The 18,492-nt window shown below is 58.7% G+C and carries 15 protein-coding genes; 2 read left to right on the top strand and 13 right to left on the bottom strand.

Annotated features, from left to right (window positions below; genetic code table 11):
* The first annotated feature begins 70 nt into the window (after positions 1 to 70).
* Entirely contained in the window at positions 71 to 322 is a 252-nt protein-coding gene (locus tag B9N88_RS25020) for a hypothetical protein (protein WP_010211724.1), read from the top strand.
* A gap of 94 nt (positions 323 to 416) precedes the next feature.
* Here the strand turns inward: B9N88_RS25020 and B9N88_RS25015 are convergent, their stop codons facing one another.
* From B9N88_RS25015 to sdhC, 11 genes are all read right to left on the bottom strand, one after another.
* A complete protein-coding gene (locus tag B9N88_RS25015; protein ID WP_027607062.1) occupies positions 417 to 1,154 on the bottom strand; it encodes a DUF599 domain-containing protein in 738 nt (245 codons plus the stop codon).
* Between the two features lie 143 nt (positions 1,155 to 1,297).
* The gene (gene brnQ, locus B9N88_RS25010) at positions 1,298 to 2,611 is read right to left on the bottom strand and encodes a branched-chain amino acid transport system II carrier protein (RefSeq protein WP_027607061.1); all 1,314 of its coding nucleotides are present in this window, start codon (positions 2,609 to 2,611) and stop codon (positions 1,298 to 1,300) included.
* A 416-nt stretch (positions 2,612 to 3,027) separates the two neighbouring features.
* Positions 3,028 to 3,909, bottom strand: coding sequence for a succinate--CoA ligase subunit alpha (gene sucD / locus B9N88_RS25005; RefSeq protein ID WP_003172813.1), 882 nt, complete (start codon positions 3,907 to 3,909; stop codon positions 3,028 to 3,030).
* Positions 3,909 to 5,075, bottom strand: a complete 1,167-nt coding sequence (sucC, locus tag B9N88_RS25000; protein WP_003233235.1) for an ADP-forming succinate--CoA ligase subunit beta — start codon at positions 5,073 to 5,075, stop codon at positions 3,909 to 3,911. The genes sucD and sucC overlap by 1 nt, the downstream gene beginning before the upstream one ends.
* 204 nt (positions 5,076 to 5,279) lie before the next feature.
* Positions 5,280 to 6,716 (bottom strand): dihydrolipoyl dehydrogenase, encoded by a 1,437-nt coding sequence (gene lpdA, locus B9N88_RS24995; RefSeq protein WP_027607060.1) that lies wholly within the window; start codon positions 6,714 to 6,716, stop codon positions 5,280 to 5,282.
* A gap of 101 nt (positions 6,717 to 6,817) precedes the next feature.
* Positions 6,818 to 8,041, bottom strand: a complete 1,224-nt coding sequence (odhB, locus tag B9N88_RS24990; RefSeq protein WP_027607059.1) for a 2-oxoglutarate dehydrogenase complex dihydrolipoyllysine-residue succinyltransferase — start codon at positions 8,039 to 8,041, stop codon at positions 6,818 to 6,820.
* A gap of 44 nt (positions 8,042 to 8,085) precedes the next feature.
* Positions 8,086 to 10,917, bottom strand: a complete 2,832-nt coding sequence (locus tag B9N88_RS24985) for a 2-oxoglutarate dehydrogenase E1 component (RefSeq protein WP_027607058.1) — start codon at positions 10,915 to 10,917, stop codon at positions 8,086 to 8,088.
* Positions 10,918 to 11,178: 261 nt separating this feature from the next.
* A complete protein-coding gene (locus B9N88_RS24980; RefSeq protein WP_003172807.1) occupies positions 11,179 to 11,883 on the bottom strand; it encodes a succinate dehydrogenase iron-sulfur subunit in 705 nt (234 codons plus the stop codon).
* A gap of 11 nt (positions 11,884 to 11,894) precedes the next feature.
* Positions 11,895 to 13,667 carry a succinate dehydrogenase flavoprotein subunit gene (sdhA, locus tag B9N88_RS24975; protein WP_027607057.1) on the bottom strand — a complete coding sequence of 591 codons (1,773 nt, stop codon included), beginning with the start codon at positions 13,665 to 13,667 and terminating at the stop codon, positions 11,895 to 11,897.
* 3 nt (positions 13,668 to 13,670) lie between these two features.
* Positions 13,671 to 14,039, bottom strand: a complete 369-nt coding sequence (gene sdhD, locus B9N88_RS24970) for a succinate dehydrogenase, hydrophobic membrane anchor protein (protein ID WP_003172805.1) — start codon at positions 14,037 to 14,039, stop codon at positions 13,671 to 13,673.
* Positions 14,033 to 14,407: a succinate dehydrogenase, cytochrome b556 subunit gene (gene sdhC, locus B9N88_RS24965; protein ID WP_003172804.1), complete on the bottom strand. Its 375-nt coding sequence runs from the start codon at positions 14,405 to 14,407 to the stop codon at positions 14,033 to 14,035. The genes sdhD and sdhC overlap by 7 nt, the downstream gene beginning before the upstream one ends.
* A 365-nt stretch (positions 14,408 to 14,772) precedes the next feature.
* On the opposite strand from sdhC, the gene gltA reads away from it, so the two are divergent.
* A complete protein-coding gene (gltA, locus tag B9N88_RS24960; protein WP_027607056.1) occupies positions 14,773 to 16,062 on the top strand; it encodes a citrate synthase in 1,290 nt (429 codons plus the stop codon).
* 232 nt (positions 16,063 to 16,294) lie between these two features.
* On the opposite strand, the gene B9N88_RS24955 is transcribed toward gltA, so the two are convergent.
* Positions 16,295 to 17,953: a cation acetate symporter gene (locus tag B9N88_RS24955; protein WP_027607055.1), complete on the bottom strand. Its 1,659-nt coding sequence runs from the start codon at positions 17,951 to 17,953 to the stop codon at positions 16,295 to 16,297.
* Positions 17,950 to 18,261 carry a DUF485 domain-containing protein gene (locus tag B9N88_RS24950; protein ID WP_027607054.1) on the bottom strand — a complete coding sequence of 104 codons (312 nt, stop codon included), beginning with the start codon at positions 18,259 to 18,261 and terminating at the stop codon, positions 17,950 to 17,952. The genes B9N88_RS24955 and B9N88_RS24950 overlap by 4 nt, the downstream gene beginning before the upstream one ends.
* Between the last annotated feature and the right edge of the window lie 231 nt (positions 18,262 to 18,492).

The raw sequence follows: 18,492 nt of genomic DNA, 5'->3' as shown, positions 1-18,492 counted from the left end.
TAAAAGGAACTAATGCTGAACGGCCATGCTCGAAAGGCCAGTAGATATCTTCACTAAGGAGAAACACCCCATGCGTAAGACTTTAGCTATTTCCATGATGTTGGCCGCTGCCCTCGGTCTCGCTGCTTGCGACAAGAAATCCGAAGACAAAGCCCAAGATGCAGCAGCGCATTCTGAGCAAGCTCAAAAAGACATGGCGAAAGCTCAGGATAAAGTGAACGACGCTGCGAAAGAAAACGCCGATGCTGCCAAAGCTCAGGCTGAATCGAACGAAGCCGCCGCAAAAGAAGCAGCACCAGCTACTCCTGCCACCGGTTCCTGATACCGCGGCATGAAATAGCTTCGCTGCAAAAAGAAAGCCCGCTTATATAGCGGGCTTTACTTTGCCTGTTGTTTTTAACTCAGCGCGTCACGCATTAAATCTCCTCTTTGGCGGGCTCAGGCATCGGTGTATCCGTCTGCGTATACACCATCACTTGCAGTACGTCGGAATGAAACTCCCGGCGATACAACACGAACACCACCCCGGCACTCATCAACATGAACAACCAGGGGCTGACGAACCACGCCAGCATGGTCATGCCGAAGTAATAAGAACGCAGGCCAAAGTTGAACTGGTTGGCGGCCATGGAAATCACTCGCGCCGCACGCAGGGCAAACGCCTTGCGCTCCTGCTCCGACACATGCCGCTCACCGATCATCGGTGCCGACCCGACCAGCACCGCGGCAAAGTTGTACTGGCGCATGCACCAACTGAAGGTGAAGAAGGCATAGACAAAGACCAGCGCCAGGCAGAGCAGCTTGATCTCCGACATGCCCTGGGAGGCCTGCTGCACCATGGGTATGTCCGCCAGCAATGACACCGCCCGCTCGGAGGCCCCCAGCACCGTGAGAATGCCGGCGAGGATGATCAAGGTGCTGGAGGCGAAGAATGAGGCATTACGCTCCAGGTTGCCGATCACACTGGCGTCGGCGATGCGGTTGTCACGCAGCAGCATACGACGCATCCAGTCTTCGCGATACAAATGCAGCACGCTGGCCAGGCACGCGGTGTCTCGGGCTTTCCAGGTGGCATAACGGGTGTAGCCGCCCCAGCACAGGATGAACCAGAGGGCAGCAAGCAGGTGGATCTGATTGGCTTCGACGAACGACATGCGGGTCCTTGCAGAAAGAAGATTGAGAAACTTTTTGCGTCTGTTCGACGTTAGCGCAGAGAAAAAGACACTGCCTTGCGCTCAAAAAAAATGCCCCGTATCAATCGATACGGGGCATTTCAGTGCAAGCCGAAGCCCGCGAGTTAAGCGATAGCTTCACTACGCTTGCCGAGCACTCGGTCGACCACCACAGCCACGACCAGCGTCATCACCGAGGGCACCAGCCACGCCAGGCCTTGCTCACTCAGCGGCAGGTTCGCCAACTGCGAAGGCATCCAACCCGCCAGACCCGCGCCCTTGAGCGCGTCGATGCAGCCAAAGATGAACGACACCAGCATCACCGGACCGACGATACGGCCCTGCTCCTGCCAGAAGTCTTTGCAGAAACTCAACGCCACCAGCACGATGCACGGCGGGTAGATCGCAGTGAGTACCGGGATCGAGAACGCAATCAGCTTGGTCAGGCCCAGGTTCGACACGAACAGCGAGAACAGCGCCAGAATGACGACCAGCGCCTTGTAGGATAGCGGCAGGATTTTGCTGAAGTACTCGGCACACGCGCAGGTCAGGCCGACGGCTGTGACCAGGCATGCCAGGGAGATCAATACAGCCAGGAACCCACTGCCCAGGGAACCGAAGGTGTGCTGAACATAAGCGTGCAGCACTGCGGCGCCATTGGCCGCGCCGGCAGCGACTTCATGGCTGCCCGACCCGAGGCGGAACAGGCTGACATACACCAGCGCCAAACCGACGCCGGCAATCAACCCGGCAATGATCGCGTAGCGGGTGATCAGCTTGGGCGATTCGACACCACGGGAACGGATCGCATTGACGATCACAATGCCAAACACCAGCGCACCCAGGGTATCCATGGTCAAGTAGCCATTGATAAAGCCCTGGGAAAACGGTGCGGCGACGTATTCCGGGGTGGCGACACCCACCTCACCAGCCGGCAGGGCAAACGCGGCAATGCCGAGGATGGCCAGGGCGATGATCTTCAGCGGCGCCAGGAAGCGACCCACGGTGTCCAGCAGTCGGCCTGGGTACAGGGAGACAAAGAACACCACCAGGAAATACACCGAGCTGTAGAGGAACAACGCCAGCGGGCTTTCGCCGGTCAGCGGCGCCAGGCCCACTTCAAACGACACGGTCGCGGTACGCGGGGTGGCGAACAGCGGCCCTACCGCCAGATACGCCGCCGCCGCGAGCAGGCCACCGGCGATCTTGCCGATCGGGCTGCTCAGCGCGTCCATGCCGCCTCCGACCTTGGCCAGGGCGATCACAGTGACCACCGGCAGGCCAACGGCGGTGATCAGGAAGCCCAGCGCCGCCATCCAGACATGAGGCCCGGACTGCAAACCAACGATAGGCGGGAAGATGATGTTGCCGGCGCCCACGAACAGGGCGAAGGTCATGAAGCCCAACGCCAGGATGTCCTGGCTTTTCAACACTTTCATTTGAGGAAATACCACACTACTGAATCGGAATTTAGAGAGGGATTCCCTATGGATGAGGGAAATGCTGCCGGCCCTTATGGGCACCGGCCGGTCTAGCGCGCAGCTTCCTTTTGGGAGGCGGACGCATAAAGAGGCGGCTAGGGTACAGAATTAGCCTGACAAACGCACTGTTGCGGGGCGGACTGTCCGATAAGCGACATCTCGATGTCGCGTTTTCATACTTAATTTGGCAATACAAACAAAATTGTGGGAGGGGGCTTGCCCCCGATAGCGGTGCGTCAGTCCCACATTAGCTGGCTGATGCACTGCAATCGGGGAAAGCCTCCTCCCACATTTGAATCGTCAACAATCTGCAGAATGCACAAAGGCCACCCGAAGGTGGCCTTTGCTGGTAAAGCGTCAGCTAAGCGCGAGGCTTACTTGACAGCCCAACCGGTCAGCTCGGCCAAAGCCTTGCCGATGTCTGCCAGCGAACGCACGGTTTTAACGCCTGCGTCTTGCAGTGCAGCGAATTTCTCGTCTGCAGTGCCTTTGCCGCCAGAGATGATTGCGCCCGCATGGCCCATGCGCTTGCCCGCAGGGGCAGTCACACCAGCGATGTAGGAAACAACCGGCTTGGTCACGTGTGCCTTGATGTAGGCAGCCGCTTCTTCTTCAGCCGAACCGCCGATCTCACCGATCATCACGATCGCTTCGGTCTTCGGGTCTTCCTGGAACAGCTTCAGGATATCGATGAAGTTGGAGCCCGGGATCGGGTCACCGCCGATGCCGACGCAAGTCGACTGACCGAAACCGGCGTCAGTGGTCTGCTTCACAGCTTCGTAGGTCAGGGTGCCGGAACGGGAAACGATACCGACTTTACCTGGCAAGTGAATGTGACCTGGCATGATGCCGATCTTGCATTCGCCTGGAGTGATCACGCCTGGGCAGTTAGGGCCGATCAGGACTACGCCCAGCTCGTCGCACTTAACTTTAGCGTCCAGCATGTCCAGGGTAGGAATGCCTTCGGTGATGCACACGATCAGCTTGATGCCGCCGAATGCCGCTTCCAGGATCGAGTCCTTGCAGAAAGGAGCTGGAACGTAGATCACGCTGGCGGTGGCGCCAGTGGCAGCTACAGCGTCTTTCACGGTGTTGAACACTGGCAGGCCCAGGTGCTCGGTGCCGCCTTTGCCCGGGGTTACGCCGCCAACCATCTTGGTGCCGTATTCGATGGCTTGCTGGGTGTGGAAACTACCTTGCGAACCGGTAATACCCTGGCAGATAACTTTGGTGTCTTTATTGATCAGGACGCTCATTATTTGCCCTCCGCAGCTTTGACAACTTGTTGAGCAGCGTCGGTCAGGCTGGTAGCCGCGATGATGTTCAAACCGCTTTCTGCCAGTACTTTAGCGCCCAGTTCAGCATTGTTGCCTTCAAGGCGAACAACAACCGGGATTTTAACGCCGACTTCTTTCACTGCACCGATGATGCCTTCGGCAATCATGTCGCAACGAACGATGCCGCCGAAGATGTTGACCAGTACTGCAGCGACGTTGGAGTCGGACAGGATGATCTTGAAGGCTTCGGTTACGCGTTCTTTGGTAGCACCACCGCCCACGTCGAGGAAGTTGGCTGGTTTGCCGCCATGCAGGTTGACGATGTCCATGGTACCCATGGCCAGGCCGGCACCGTTGACCATGCAACCGATGTTACCTTCCAGGGCTACGTAGTTCAGTTCGAACTTGGCAGCGTGCGCTTCGCGCGGATCGTCCTGGGACGGATCGTGGAAAGTCTTCAGCTTAGGCTGACGGTACATGGCGTTGGCGTCGATGTTGATCTTGGCGTCGAGGCAGTGCAGATCGCCATCAGCCTTGATCACCAGCGGGTTCACTTCCAGCAGGGCCAGATCGTGATCCTGGAACAGCTTGGCCAGACCTACGAAGATCTTGGCGAACTGGGCAACTTGCTTGCCTTCCAGGCCCAGCTGGAAAGCCAGCTCGCGACCCTGGAATGGCTGGGCGCCAACCAGTGGATCGATAGTGGCTTTCAGGATTTTTTCTGGGGTTTCGTGAGCGATCTTCTCGATGTCCACGCCACCTTCGGTGGAAGCCATGAACACGATGCGACGGCTCGAACGGTCAACGACAGCGCCCAGGTACAGCTCTTTAGCGATATCAGTGCACGATTCAACCAGGATCTTGGTGACTGGCTGGCCATTGGCATCAGTCTGGTAAGTCACCAGACGCTTGCCCAGCCACTGCTGTGCGAAGGCCTTGGCGTCTTCTTTGCTGCGAACCAGCTTAACGCCGCCCGCTTTACCGCGACCACCAGCGTGGACCTGGGCTTTGACAACCCACTCGGTGCCGCCGATTTTGTCGCAAGCTTCTGCTGCTGCTTCCGGGGTGTCTACTGCGTAGCCCTTGGAAACTGGCAGGCCGTATTCAGCGAACAGCTGCTTACCCTGATACTCGTGAAGATTCATGCTTTTTACCGTCTTCGTTAGGTACTGCGCATTCGGCGCTGCGCTCATTATGAGTGCCGCGCCACCTGTGACTGCTGCTTGCGCAACTTGCGGGGCTCAAGGCCCGTAAAGCTGCGCAAGACTGCGTCCAGCGGATATTCCGCGGTGAGTCTTGCGCGCAAGGCTCACGACGGGCAACTCCGCCGTGGTTTCTTATTATCTCGCTTAGCGCTTCTTCTTGTTGGCGATGTGGATGGCATGGCCATTCACTGCCAACGCGGCTTCGTGCAGCGCTTCGGACAGGGTCGGATGGGAGAAGACCATCATGCCGATGTCCTCGGCACTGGTGCCGAATTCCATACCGATCGCGCCCTGCTGAACCAGTTCTGCTGCGCCTGGGCCAATCACGTGGACGCCCAATACGCGGTCAGTCTTGGCATCAGCGATGACTTTGACAAAACCACCGGTGTCGTTGGCTGCCATGGCACGGCCAGAAGCGGCGAACGGGAAGGTGCCGACGTTAACTTCAACGCCTTCAGCTTTCAACTGCTGTTCGTTCTTGCCGACCCATGCAATTTCCGGGTGGGTGTAGATAACCGATGGGATCAGGTCGTAGTTCATCTGGGTCTTGTGGCCCTTGATGCGCTCGACCACCATGATGCCTTCTTCGGAAGCCTTGTGCGCGAGCATCATGCCGCGAACCACGTCGCCAATGGCGTAGACGCCCGGAACGGTGGTAGCGCAGTGATCGTCAACGTGGATGAAGCCACGCTCGTCGATGTTCACGCCGCTGTCGGAAGCCAGCAGGTCGGTGGTCACTGGACGGCGACCAACGGCCACGATCAGCTTGTCGAACGTGATGGTCTGTTCGCCATCCTTGTCGGTGTAGGTCACGACGACTTCTTCGCCGTTGACCTTAGAGCCGGTCACGCGAGCGCCCAGCTTGATGTCCAGACCTTGTTTGGTCAGGGTTTTCAGCGCTTCCTTCGACACTGCGGTGTCAGCAGCCAGCAGGAACGTGTCCAGGGCTTCCAGCACGGTCACTTCGGAACCGAGGCGGGACCAGACCGAACCCAGTTCCAGGCCGATGACGCCGGCGCCGATCACGCCCAGGCGCTTAGGCACGGCCTGGAATTCCAGGGCGCCGGTCGAATCAACGATCACGTTCTGGTCAACCGGAGCTGGTGGAATATCGATTGGACGCGAACCTGGGGCCAGGATCACGTTCTCGGCTTCGATGACTTCTACCGAGCCGTCCGGCTTGGTGATTTCAACTTTCTTGCCGGCCAGCAGCTTGCCGTGGCCTTGCAGGGAAGTCACGCCGTTGGCCTTGAACAAGGTGGCAACGCCGGAAGTCAGGCCTTTGACGATGTTGGCTTTACGGCCGACCATTGCTGGCACGTCCATGGTCACGCCGGCATGGTTGATGCCGTGGATCGCGAAACCGTCCTGGGCTTCGTGGAATTTCCAGGAGCTGTCCAGCAGCGCCTTGGACGGAATGCAACCGACGTTCAGGCAAGTACCGCCCAATGCCAGTTTGCCTTCCTTGTCGGTGTATTTTTCGATGCAAGCAGTCGAGAGGCCCAGTTGTGCGGCCTTGATGGCGGCAACGTAGCCGCCAGGACCCGCACCAATCACTACAACGTCAAATTTCTGCGACATGAAAATAGTTCCTCTATTTAGCAGCAAGCTTTCAAGCCGCAAGCCCCAAGCCCAACTGCCTTATCCGGCAATCTGTCACTTGAGACCTGCAGCTGCTTCTATCAGATATCCAGCAGCAGACGAGCCGGGTCTTCCAGCAGGTTCTTGATGGTCACCAGGAAAGTCACGGCTTCTTTACCATCGATCAGGCGGTGATCGTAAGACAGCGCCAGGTACATCATTGGGCGGATCACGACTTGGCCGTTGATGGCCATCGGACGCTGGATGATGTTGTGCATGCCCAGGATCGCGGCTTGTGGCGGGTTAACGATCGGCGTCGACATCATCGAACCGAAGGTACCACCGTTGGTGATGGTGAAGGTACCACCGGTCATCTCGTCGATGGTCAGCTTGCCGTCACGGGCTTTCTTGCCGAAGCCGGCGATGCCGCCTTCGATTTCAGCCAGGCTCATCAGTTCGGCGTTACGCAGGACCGGGACCACCAGGCCACGGTCGCTGGACACGGCAACGCCGACGTCTGCATAACCGTGGTAAACGATGTCGCCGCCGTCGATGGAAGCGTTGACTGCCGGGAAGCGTTTCAGCGCTTCGGTGGCCGCTTTCACGAAGAACGACATGAAGCCCAGGCGCACGCCGTTGTGGGACTTCTCGAACAGATCCTTGTACTTCGAACGCAGAGCCATGACTTCGGTCATGTCGACTTCGTTGAAAGTGGTCAGCATCGCCATGTTCGACTGTGCTTCAACCAGGCGCTTGGCCACGGTGGCACGCACGCGGGTCATCGGCACACGCTTCTCGGTGCGGTCGCCGGCAGCGAACACAGGCGCAGCGGCAGCCGGGGCAGCAGCCTTGACAGGCGCGGCAGCCGGAGCGTTTTTCTTGGCTTCAACAGCAGCGACCACGTCTTCCTTGGTCACACGGCCGTCTTTGCCGGTGCCTTTGATGGAAGCCAGGTTGATGCCGTTTTCTTCAGCCAACTGGCGAGCAGCCGGTGCGGCGATTGGATCTTCGCCACCCGCAGCCGGAGCGGCAGCAGGTGCCGAGGCAGCGGCCGGTGCAGCAGCGGCAGCAGGAGCAGCGGCAGCGCTGCCCTCTTCGATCGAGCCGAGTACCTGGTTCGACAGAACGGTAGCGCCCTCTTCGGCAACGATTGCGCCCAGCACGCCGTCAGCTTCGGCCAACACTTCCAGCACGACTTTGTCGGTCTCGATGTCGACGATCAGGTCGTCACGCTTGACGGCCTCACCTGGTTTCTTGTGCCAGGTGGCAACGGTGCCATCGGCAACCGATTCCGGGAATGACGGGGCTTTGATTTCGATAGCCATTATCTGTGGGTCCTTAAAATTCGGTTTCAGTCAGCGCGAAGGCGTTAAACAGTGAAAGCATCTTGCAGCAGTTTTTCCTGCTGCTCGGCGTGCATCGACGCATAACCACACGCAGGTGCAGCGGAAGCATCACGGCCGGCGTACTCCAGGCCCAGGGCCTTGTTGTGGTTACCGATGCTGCGACGCAGGTGATGCTGGCTGCTGTACCAAGCGCCCTGGTTCATCGGCTCTTCCTGACACCACACCACGTTAGTGAGGTTGGTGTAAGGCGCGATGGCCTCCATCAGGTCGTCTTCCGGGAACGGATAAAGCTGCTCGATACGCACGATGGCGATGTCTTCGCGGCCTTCGGCACGGCGTTTTTCCAGCAGGTCGTAGTAGACCTTGCCGCTGCACAGCACCAGGCGAGTCACCTTGGCCGGGTCCAGCGTGTCGATTTCTGGAATAACGGTCTGGAACGAGCCATCCGCCAGATCTTCCAGGGTCGAGATGGCCAGTTTGTGACGCAGCAGCGACTTCGGCGTCAGCACGACCAGCGGCTTGCGCAGCGGGCGGATTACCTGGCGACGCAGCAAGTGGTAGATCTGTGCCGGGGTGGTCGGCACGCACACCTGGATGTTGTGCTCGGCGCACAGTTGCAGGTAACGCTCCAGACGGGCCGAGGAGTGCTCAGGGCCCTGACCTTCATAGCCATGTGGCAGCAGCATGGTCAGACCGCACAGGCGACCCCACTTGTGCTCGCCGCTGGTGATGAACTGGTCGATAACCACTTGGGCGCCGTTGGCGAAGTCGCCGAACTGGGCTTCCCAGATCACCAGCGCATTCGGCGTGGTGGTCGAGTAACCGTATTCGAACGCCAGTACCGCTTCTTCGGACAGGAACGAATCGTACAGGTCGAAACGTGGCTGGCCTTCGTAGAGGTGCTTCAGCGGAACGTAGGTGCTTGCGTCTTTCTGGTTGTGCAGAACCGCGTGACGGTGCGAGAACGTACCACGGCCGATGTCCTGGCCAGTCATGCGGATCGGGTGACCTTCGAACGCCAGGGTCGCGTACGCCATGGTTTCGGCGTAACCCCAGTTGATCGGCAGGCCGCCGGCTTGCATCTTCTGACGGTCTTCGTAGATCTTCGCAACCTGGCGCTGCACCACGAAGCCTTCCGGAATTTCCAGCAGCTTGGCGGACAGTTCCTGCAGGGTCTTCAGATCGAACGAGGTGTCGTGACGCGCCGTCCAGGTGTGACCCAGGTACGGACGCCAGTCAACGAACAGCTCTTTGTTCGGCTCCTTGACCAGGCTTTTTACGACATGCAGACCATTGTCCAGCGCGTTGCGGTATTCATCGATCTTCGCCTGAACACGTTCATCGTCAACGATACCGGCCTTGGTCAGGCTTTCGGCATACAGCTCACGGGTGGTGCGCTGCTTGGTGATCTGCTGGTACATCAACGGCTGGGTGCCGCTTGGTTCGTCGGCTTCGTTGTGACCGCGGCGGCGGTAGCAAACCAGGTCGATCACCACGTCACGCTTGAATTGCATGCGGTAGTCGACAGCCAGTTGGGTCACGAACAGCACGGCCTCCGGATCATCGCCATTCACATGGAGGATCGGCGCCTGGATCATCTTGGCAACGTCGGTGGCGTACTCGGTGGAACGCGCGTCCAACGGGTTGCTGATGGTGAAGCCAACCTGGTTGTTGATGACGATGTGAACGGTACCGCCGGTCTTGAAGCCGCGGGTCTGCGACATCTGGAACGTTTCCAGGACCACGCCTTGACCGGCGAATGCCGCGTCACCGTGGATGGAAATCGGCAGGACCTTTTCACCGGTGGTGTCGTTACGACGATCCTGGCGAGCACGGACCGAACCCTCGACCACTGGAGAAACGATTTCCAGGTGGGATGGGTTGAACGCCATGGCCAGGTGAACTTCACCGCCGGTGGTCATCACGTTGGACGAGAAGCCCTGGTGGTATTTAACGTCACCGGAACCCAGCTCGACCTTCTTCTTGCCTTCGAACTCGTCGAACAGCTCACGCGGGTTCTTGCCGAAGGTGTTGACCAACACGTTCAAGCGACCACGGTGGGCCATGCCGATCACGATTTCCTTGGTGCCGTAGGAACCGGAACGCTGGATCAGCTCGTCGAGCATCGGAATCAGGCTCTCGCCGCCTTCCAGGCCGAAACGCTTGGTGCCCGGGTATTTGGTACCCAGGTATTTTTCCAGGCCCTCGGCTGCGGTCACGCGCTCAAGCAGGTGGCTGCGCACGTCGGCGGACAATACCGGACGGCCACGCACGCCTTCCAGGCGATGCTGGAACCAGTGGCGTTGCTCCGAATCGGTGATGTGCGTGAACTCAGCGCCGATGGTGCGGCAATATGTCTGCTGCAACGCTTCGTGAATTTCGCGTAGGCTCGCTTCCTCTTTGCCGATGAACAGGTCGCCGGCACGGAAGGTCGTATCAAGATCGGCATTGGTCAAGCCGTAATGATTGATCGACAGGTCAGCAGGTGCAGGACGCTGCCAGAGCCCCAGCGGGTCAAGCTGGGCCGCCTGGTGGCCACGCATCCGGTAGGCCTGGATCAGTCGCAGTACTTCAACTTGCTTCTTCTCGTGCTCACTGCTCACGCTGCCGGCGGAAACCGGTTGGGCGCGGCGCTGGTTCTTTGCCAGCAGCACGAACTGATCGCGAATTGTTGCGTGCGATACATCGGTGGCAGCGTTGCCGTCTGAAGACAACGTCTGAAATTTGGTGCGCCATTCTTCTGGCACAGCGTTAGGGTCGTGCAGGTAGAGCTCATAAAGCTCTTCCACATAGGCAGCGTTACCACCTGAAAGATAGCCGCTGTTCCACATGCGCTGCATCACGCTTTCTTGCATGCTTGGTCACCCTCGATTTGGGGACACCACCGGCGAAAACACCGAGTTTGCTTGCAAAAGGCCAAGTGCAGCGACCAAAACAAGCCACTTAGGATCACGCTGATAGTTCGGGTACCAACCCGAATGCCCCTGCTTGTCTCATTTCTTCAAAATAAGAGCTGCGGCTTTGTAAGTCGCTGCTCAAGTTAAAACTACGGCGCCGGTTGAAGCCTGCGCCGTAGCATTTACGGGCACAACGGTCCTGCTTTGTTACAACGTCAGTTACACACCGCTTTGCAGCAGCATGTTACGGATGTGACCAATGGCCTTAGTCGGGTTCAGGCCTTTGGGACATACGTTGACGCAGTTCATGATCCCGCGGCAGCGGAATACGCTGAACGGGTCATCCAGCGAAGCCAGGCGCTCGGACGTCTTGGTGTCGCGGCTGTCTGCCAGGAAGCGGTACGCTTGCAGCAGGGCAGCTGGACCCAGGAACTTGTCCGGGTTCCACCAGAAGGACGGGCACGACGTCGAGCAGCAGGCGCACAGGATGCACTCGTACAGGCCATCGAGCTTTTCACGCTCTTCTGGGGACTGCAGACGCTCGATGGCCGGAGCCGGCGTGTCGTTCTGCAGGAACGGCTTAACTTTCTCGTATTGCTTGTAGAAGATGCTCATATCGACGACCAGGTCACGGATAACCGGCAAACCTGGCAGAGGACGAACGATCAGCTTGTTGCCTTTGACAACGGCGGACAGCGGCGTGATGCACGCCAGGCCGTTTTTGCCGTTGATGTTCATGCCGTCGGAACCGCACACACCTTCACGGCAAGAGCGACGATAGGAGAAACCTTCGTCCTGCTCTTTGATCAGTGCCAATACATCCAGCACCATCAGGTCTTTACCACCGGTATCGACCTGGAACTCCTGCATGAACGGCGCAGCGTCCTGATCAGGGTTGTAGCGATAAACACTGACTTTCAACATGGCAGCCACCCTTAGTAAGTCCGAATCTTCGGTTCAAACGTCGGAACCGTCTTCGGCGAGAAGTTCACGGCACGCTTGGTTACGCGCTTGTCACCCGGGAAGTACAGGGTGTGGCACAACCAGTTTTCGTCATCGCGATCTTCAAAGTCTTCACGAGCGTGGGCACCACGGGATTCCTTACGAACCTCGGCGGCGATCGCAGTCGCTTCAGCCACTTCCAGCAGGTTTTGCAGTTCAAGGGCTTCGATACGAGCGGTGTTGAACGCCTGGCTCTTATCGTTGATCTTGACGTTGGCGATGCGCTTGCGCAGATCGGCCAGCTGGGCAATACCCTTCTGCATGTATTCGCCGGTACGGAATACACCGAAGTAGTTCTGCATGCAGCTTTGCAGCTCGCGACGCAGGGTTGCCACGTCTTCGCCATCAGTGCGCTCGTTCAGAGCGTTCAGGCGCGCCAGGGCGGCCTCGATGTTGGCGTCGGTGGCGTCATCGTATTCGATGCCGTCGGTCAGGGCTTTTTCCAGGTGCAGGCCAGCCGCGCGGCCGAATACCACCAGGTCGAGCAGCGAGTTGCCGCCCAGGCGGTTGGCACCGTGTACCGATACGCAGGCCACTTCGCCTACCGCGAACAGACCGTGGATGATCTCGTCCACGCCTTCGGCGTTCTGGGTGATCGCCTGGCCATGAATGTTGGTCGGAACACCGCCCATCATGTAGTGGCAGGTTGGAACAACCGGAACCGGAGCAACCACCGGGTCCACGTGGGCAAAGGTCTTGGACAGCTCACAGATACCCGGCAGGCGGCTGTGCAGCACTTCTTCACCCAGGTGATCGAGCTTCAGCAGTACGTGGTCGCCATTCGGGCCACAGCCGTTACCGGCGATGATTTCCTTGACCATCGAACGGGCAACGACGTCACGACCCGCCAGGTCTTTCGCGTTCGGAGCATAACGCTCCATGAAACGCTCGCCGTGCTTGTTGATCAGGTAACCACCTTCACCACGGCAACCTTCGGTGACCAGTACACCGGCGCCGGCGATGCCGGTCGGGTGGAACTGCCACATTTCGATGTCCTGCACCGGCACGCCGGCACGCAGTGCCATGCCGACGCCGTCACCGGTGTTGATCAGGGCATTGGTGGTGGAAGCGTAGATACGGCCTGCACCGCCGGTCGCCAGAACGGTAGCCTTGGCGCGGATGTAGGTGGTTTCACCGGTTTCGATGCAGATGGCGATCACGCCAACGAATGCACCGTCGGCGTTCTTCACCAGATCCACTGCGTAGTATTCGTTCAGGAACGTGGTGCCGGCTTTCAGGTTGCCCTGATAAAGCGTGTGCAGCAGCGCGTGACCGGTACGGTCGGACGCGGCGCAGGTACGGGCAGCCTGGCCGCCTTTACCGTAGTCCTTCGACTGGCCGCCGAATGGACGCTGGTAGATGCGACCCTGTTCGGTACGGGAGAACGGCAGGCCCATGTGGTCCAGCTCGAACACCGCGGCCGGGCCTTCCTGGCACATGTATTCGATAGCGTCCTGGTCACCGATGTAGTCGGAACCCTTGACGGTATCGTACATGTGCCAGCGCCAGTCATCGTTCGGGTCGGCGGACGCGATGGCGCAGGTGATGCCACCCTGGGCCGACACGGTGTGGGAGCGCGTCGGGAATACCTTGGTGATCACGGCAGTCTTGTGACCGCCCTGGGCCAGCTGCAGCGCTGCGCGCATGCCGGCACCGCCGCCACCAATGATGATGGCGTCGAAGGAAATAGTTGGAATGTTAGCCATGAATCAGATACCCCAAAGAATCTGCACACCCCAGACGAAGTAAGCGAACATCGCGACGCCGCATACTGCCTGGAAGAGGAAACGGACTGCGGTCGCGGACTTGCCCAGCGCCATCGGCGTCAGGTAGTCGGTCGCGATGGTCCACATGCCGACCCAGGCGTGAGCGCCCAGGGCTACAAGGGCCAGCAGGCTGAAGATTCGCATCGCATTGTGGGAAAACAGCCCGTGCCATTGCTCGTAGCCGATGCCCGGGTTTGCGACGAGGTATCCGATCAGGAAAATGAAATAAGCCGCGAGAACGACCGCAGACACACGCTGCGCCATCCAGTCATAGAGGCCCGAACGCGATAGGTTCGTAACGCTGGTTACCATATCCAAACTCCTGCCAGAACGATCAGCACCACGGAAATGGCGATGATGATTTTCGAGCCCAGGCGGCCGCCTTCCAGCGTCTCACCGATGCCCATGTCCATGATCAAGTGGCGCACACCGGCTACCAGGTGATACAGCAGAGCGGACAGGAGGCCCCATGCTACGAACTTGGCCAGCGGGCTGGTCAAGCATGCCTTCACCTCGGCGTATCCTTCCTCGGAACCCAGGGATTTGCTCAATGCATAAAGCATGATGCCCAAGCCCAGGAACAGGATGATGCCGGAAACACGGTGCAGGAACGACGTAACGCCGGTGATGGGGAGTTTGATGGTCCTTAGGTCTAGGTTTACAGGTCGTTGGCTATTCACGGCTTTTTTTCACACTGAAGAGCCCCTAACAATCAGGGCAAAGTTGTTGGGGAGTGCGACTGGTCAGGTAAGCACCACCCAGGGAGTGCGACCCCCAATGAAAGCAAGCCCAAAAGCCCTTGGCGGTCGGTGGCCGAGTATAGACAGTTAGGTTACTAATGACAACGCGCGCACCTCACCCTAATAGCGGATTGCGCTGGCGGGATAAAAGGCGTAAATGGCAGGCAATTTCGAGGAAAAAGTCCGGTTAAAGCCTTCTGGGGCAAGACTTTAGGCAAATTGACATCTGAATTTATCTCACTATAGTGGTGCGGGCCCTGCGTGGGGGGTCTGTCTGATGATTTGAAGCATAAATAGGAGGCCACATGGCTGACAAAAAAGCGCAGTTGATCATCGAGGGCGCAGCCCCCGTCGAGCTGCCCATTTTAACCGGCACCGTTGGTCCCGATGTTATCGACGTACGGGGCCTGACGGCCACGGGCCGTTTCACTTTCGACCCAGGCTTCATGTCGACCGCCTCTTGCGAGTCGAAGATCACCTATATCGACGGCGACAATGGCATCCTGCTGCACCGGGGCTACCCGATCGAGCAACTGGCGGAAAAATCGGACTATCTGGAAACCTGCTACCTGCTGCTAAATGGCGAATTGCCAACAGCCGAGCAAAAAGCCCAGTTTGTCAGCACCGTGAAGAACCACACCATGGTTCACGAGCAGTTGAAGACCTTCTTCAACGGCTTCCGTCGCGACGCCCACCCGATGGCGGTCATGTGCGGCGTGGTCGGCGCCCTGTCGGCCTTCTATCACGACTCCCTCGACATCAATAACCCGCAGCATCGCGAAATTTCCGCGATCCGCCTGGTTGCCAAGATGCCGACCCTGGCCGCAATGGTTTACAAGTACTCCATGGGCCAACCCATGATGTACCCGCGCAACGACCTGACGTACGCGGAAAACTTCCTGCACATGATGTTCAACACCCCGTGCGAGATCAAACCGATCAGCCCGGTGCTGGCCAAGGCAATGGACCGGATCTTCATCCTCCACGCCGACCACGAGCAAAACGCCTCCACCTCCACCGTGCGCCTGGCAGGCTCTTCGGGTGCCAACCCGTTCGCCTGTATCGCCGCCGGTATCGCCGCACTGTGGGGCCCTGCCCACGGCGGTGCGAACGAAGCCGTATTGACCATGCTCGATGAAATCGGCGATGTGTCCAACATCGACACGTTCATCGCCAAGGCCAAGGACAAGAACGATCCGTTCAAGTTGATGGGCTTCGGTCACCGGGTCTACAAGAACCGCGACCCACGCGCCACCGTCATGAAGCAGACCTGCGACGAAGTGCTGAAGGAACTGGGCATCAACAACGATCCGCAACTCGAACTGGCCATGCGCCTGGAAGAGATCGCCCTGACCGACCCGTACTTCATCGAACGCTCGCTGTACCCGAACGTCGACTTCTACTCGGGGATCATCCTCAAGGCGATCGGCATTCCAACCAGCATGTTCACCGTGATCTTCGCCCTGGCGCGGACCGTGGGCTGGATCTCCCACTGGAAAGAAATGCTCTCCAGCCCATACAAGATTGGCCGCCCGCGCCAGCTGTACACAGGCTACGAGTCGCGTGACATTACCAAGCTGGAAGATCGCAAGTAAGCACCTTTCAGCAGCACCGAAAACGGCCTCCCTCAGTGGAGGCCGTTTTTATTTGTGGCGCCTGATCTACCGCCATCGGGGGCAAGCCCCCTCACACATTTGAACGTATTCATAGATCAAGTGTGGGAGGGGGCTTGCCCCCGATGAGGCCAGTAGCAGCCCCCCCCATAAACCCCAGGCAAAAAAATACCCCGGCCTTTCGACCGGGGCATTTCTTTATCCAGCTACAACCTTAGTGATTAACCGCCCCACTCGCCCCCAGGCCAGTCTGCGAACGCACAAACTGCGGGAAGTACAGCGCACGCTCTTTCTCTGCCGCCGCCGACTTGTCGGTGATGGAGAAGAACCAGATACCGATGAACGCAATGATCATCGAGAACAGCGCCGGGTATTCGTACGGGAAGATGGCTTTTTCGTGATGCAGGATCGAGACCCAGATGGTCGGACCCAGGATCATCAGGCCAACGGCACTGATCAGGCCCAGCCAACCGCCAATCATCGCGCCACGGGTGGTGAGGTTTTTCCAGTACATGGAAAGCAGCAACACCGGGAAGTTACAGCTGGCGGCAATCGAGAACGCCAGGCCGACCATGAACGCGATGTTCTGGCTTTCGAACAGGATGCCCAGGCCAATCGCCAACACTGCGAGGGCGATGGTGGTGATCTTCGATACGCGAATCTCATCCTTTTCGTTGGCCTTGCCTTTCTTGATCACGCTGGCGTACAGGTCATGGGACACCGCCGAAGCACCGGCCAGGGTCAAGCCGGCAACCACGGCGAGGATGGTGGCGAAGGCCACCGCCGAGATGAAGCCCAGGAAGATACTGCCGCCCACCGCGTTGGCCAGGTGCACCGCCGCCATGTTGTTACCGCCCAGCAAGGCGCCTGCAGCATCCTTGAACGCCGGGTTGGTGCTGACCAGCAGGATCGCGCCGAAGCCGATGATAAAGGTCAGGATATAGAAGTAGCCGATGAAGCCCGTGGCATACAGCACGCTCTTACGCGCTTCCTTGGCGTCGCTTACGGTGAAGAAGCGCATCAGGATATGCGGCAGGCCGGCGGTACCGAACATCAGTGCCAGGCCCAGGGAGAACGCGGAGATCGGGTCTTTCACCAGGCCGCCGGGGCTCATGATCGCTTCACCTTTAGGGTGGACCTTGATCGCCTCGGAGAACAGCGTGTTGAAGTCGAAGTTGACGTGCTTCATCACCATCAGCGCCATGAACGAAGCACCGGACAGCAACAGCACCGCCTTGATGATCTGCACCCAGGTGGTCGCCAGCATGCCGCCGAACAGCACATACAGGCACATCAGGATCCCGACCAGGATCACCGCCACATGGTAGTCGAGGCCGAACAGCAGCTGGATCAGCTTGCCCGCCCCCACCATTTGCGCGATCAGGTAGAACGCCACCACGACCAGGGAACCACAGGCCGACAGGCTGCGGATCTGGGTTTGCCCGAGGCGATAGGACGCCACGTCGGCAAAGGTGTACTTGCCCAGGTTACGCAGGCGCTCGGCGATCAGGAACAGAATGATCGGCCAGCCCACCAGGAAGCCGATCGAGTAGATCAGGCCGTCGTAGCCGGAGGTGAACACCAGTGCGGAAATACCCAGGAAGGACGCGGCCGACATGTAGTCGCCGGCAATCGCCAGGCCGTTCTGGAAACCGGTGATCTTGCCGCCGGCCGCATAGTAGTCGGCCGCCGACTTGTTGCGCTTGGACGCCCAGTAGGTGATGCACAACGTCGCGCCGACAAAGGCCACGAACATCAGGATCGCTGCGATATTCAGCGGTTGTTTGTGCACTTCACCGGTCAATGCATCCGCCGCCCACACCGCAGGAGCGAAGACCGAAGCGCCGAATACTGCCAATAGACGACGGATCATTGCGCAGCCTCCTTGAGAATCGCATTGTTCAGGTCGTCGAATTCGCCGTTGGCGCGTCGCACATAGATGCCGGTGAGGACAAAGGCCGACACAATCAGCCCGACCCCGATGGGGATGCCCCAGGTGATGGATGAGCCGGGGCTGAGTTTAGCCCCCAGTACTTGTGGCCCGTAGGCGATCAACAGGATGAATCCGGAGTACAGCCCTAGCATGATCGCCGAGAGAATCCAGGCGAACCTTTCCCTTTTTCTTACCAGCTCCTTGAAACGCGGGCTGTTTTGAATCGAGAGGTAAATGCTGTCGTTCATTGTTTTTATCCTCGCAGCACAGCTTTTTTATTATTGGTACGTATCCACTGTATGCGGCTACGGAACAGGTTCCAGACGACCTTAGTATTAGACGGAGTGTAGCGAGGGATTGAGAGGGCGCAGAAACATTTGCGGGTGACGAAAATAATGTGGGAGGGGGCTTGCTCCCGATAGTGGTGAGCCAGTCAGATCATTGACGACTGACACACCGCAATCGGGGGCAAGCCCCCT

The organism is Pseudomonas sp. LAMO17WK12:I1 (assembly GCF_900177315.1).
In the GTDB taxonomy this organism is placed as follows: Bacteria; Pseudomonadota; Gammaproteobacteria; order Pseudomonadales; family Pseudomonadaceae; genus Aquipseudomonas; species Aquipseudomonas marginalis.
The sequence above is the reverse complement of the archived record's forward strand: the minus strand, read 5'-3'. Positions and strand labels throughout refer to the sequence as shown.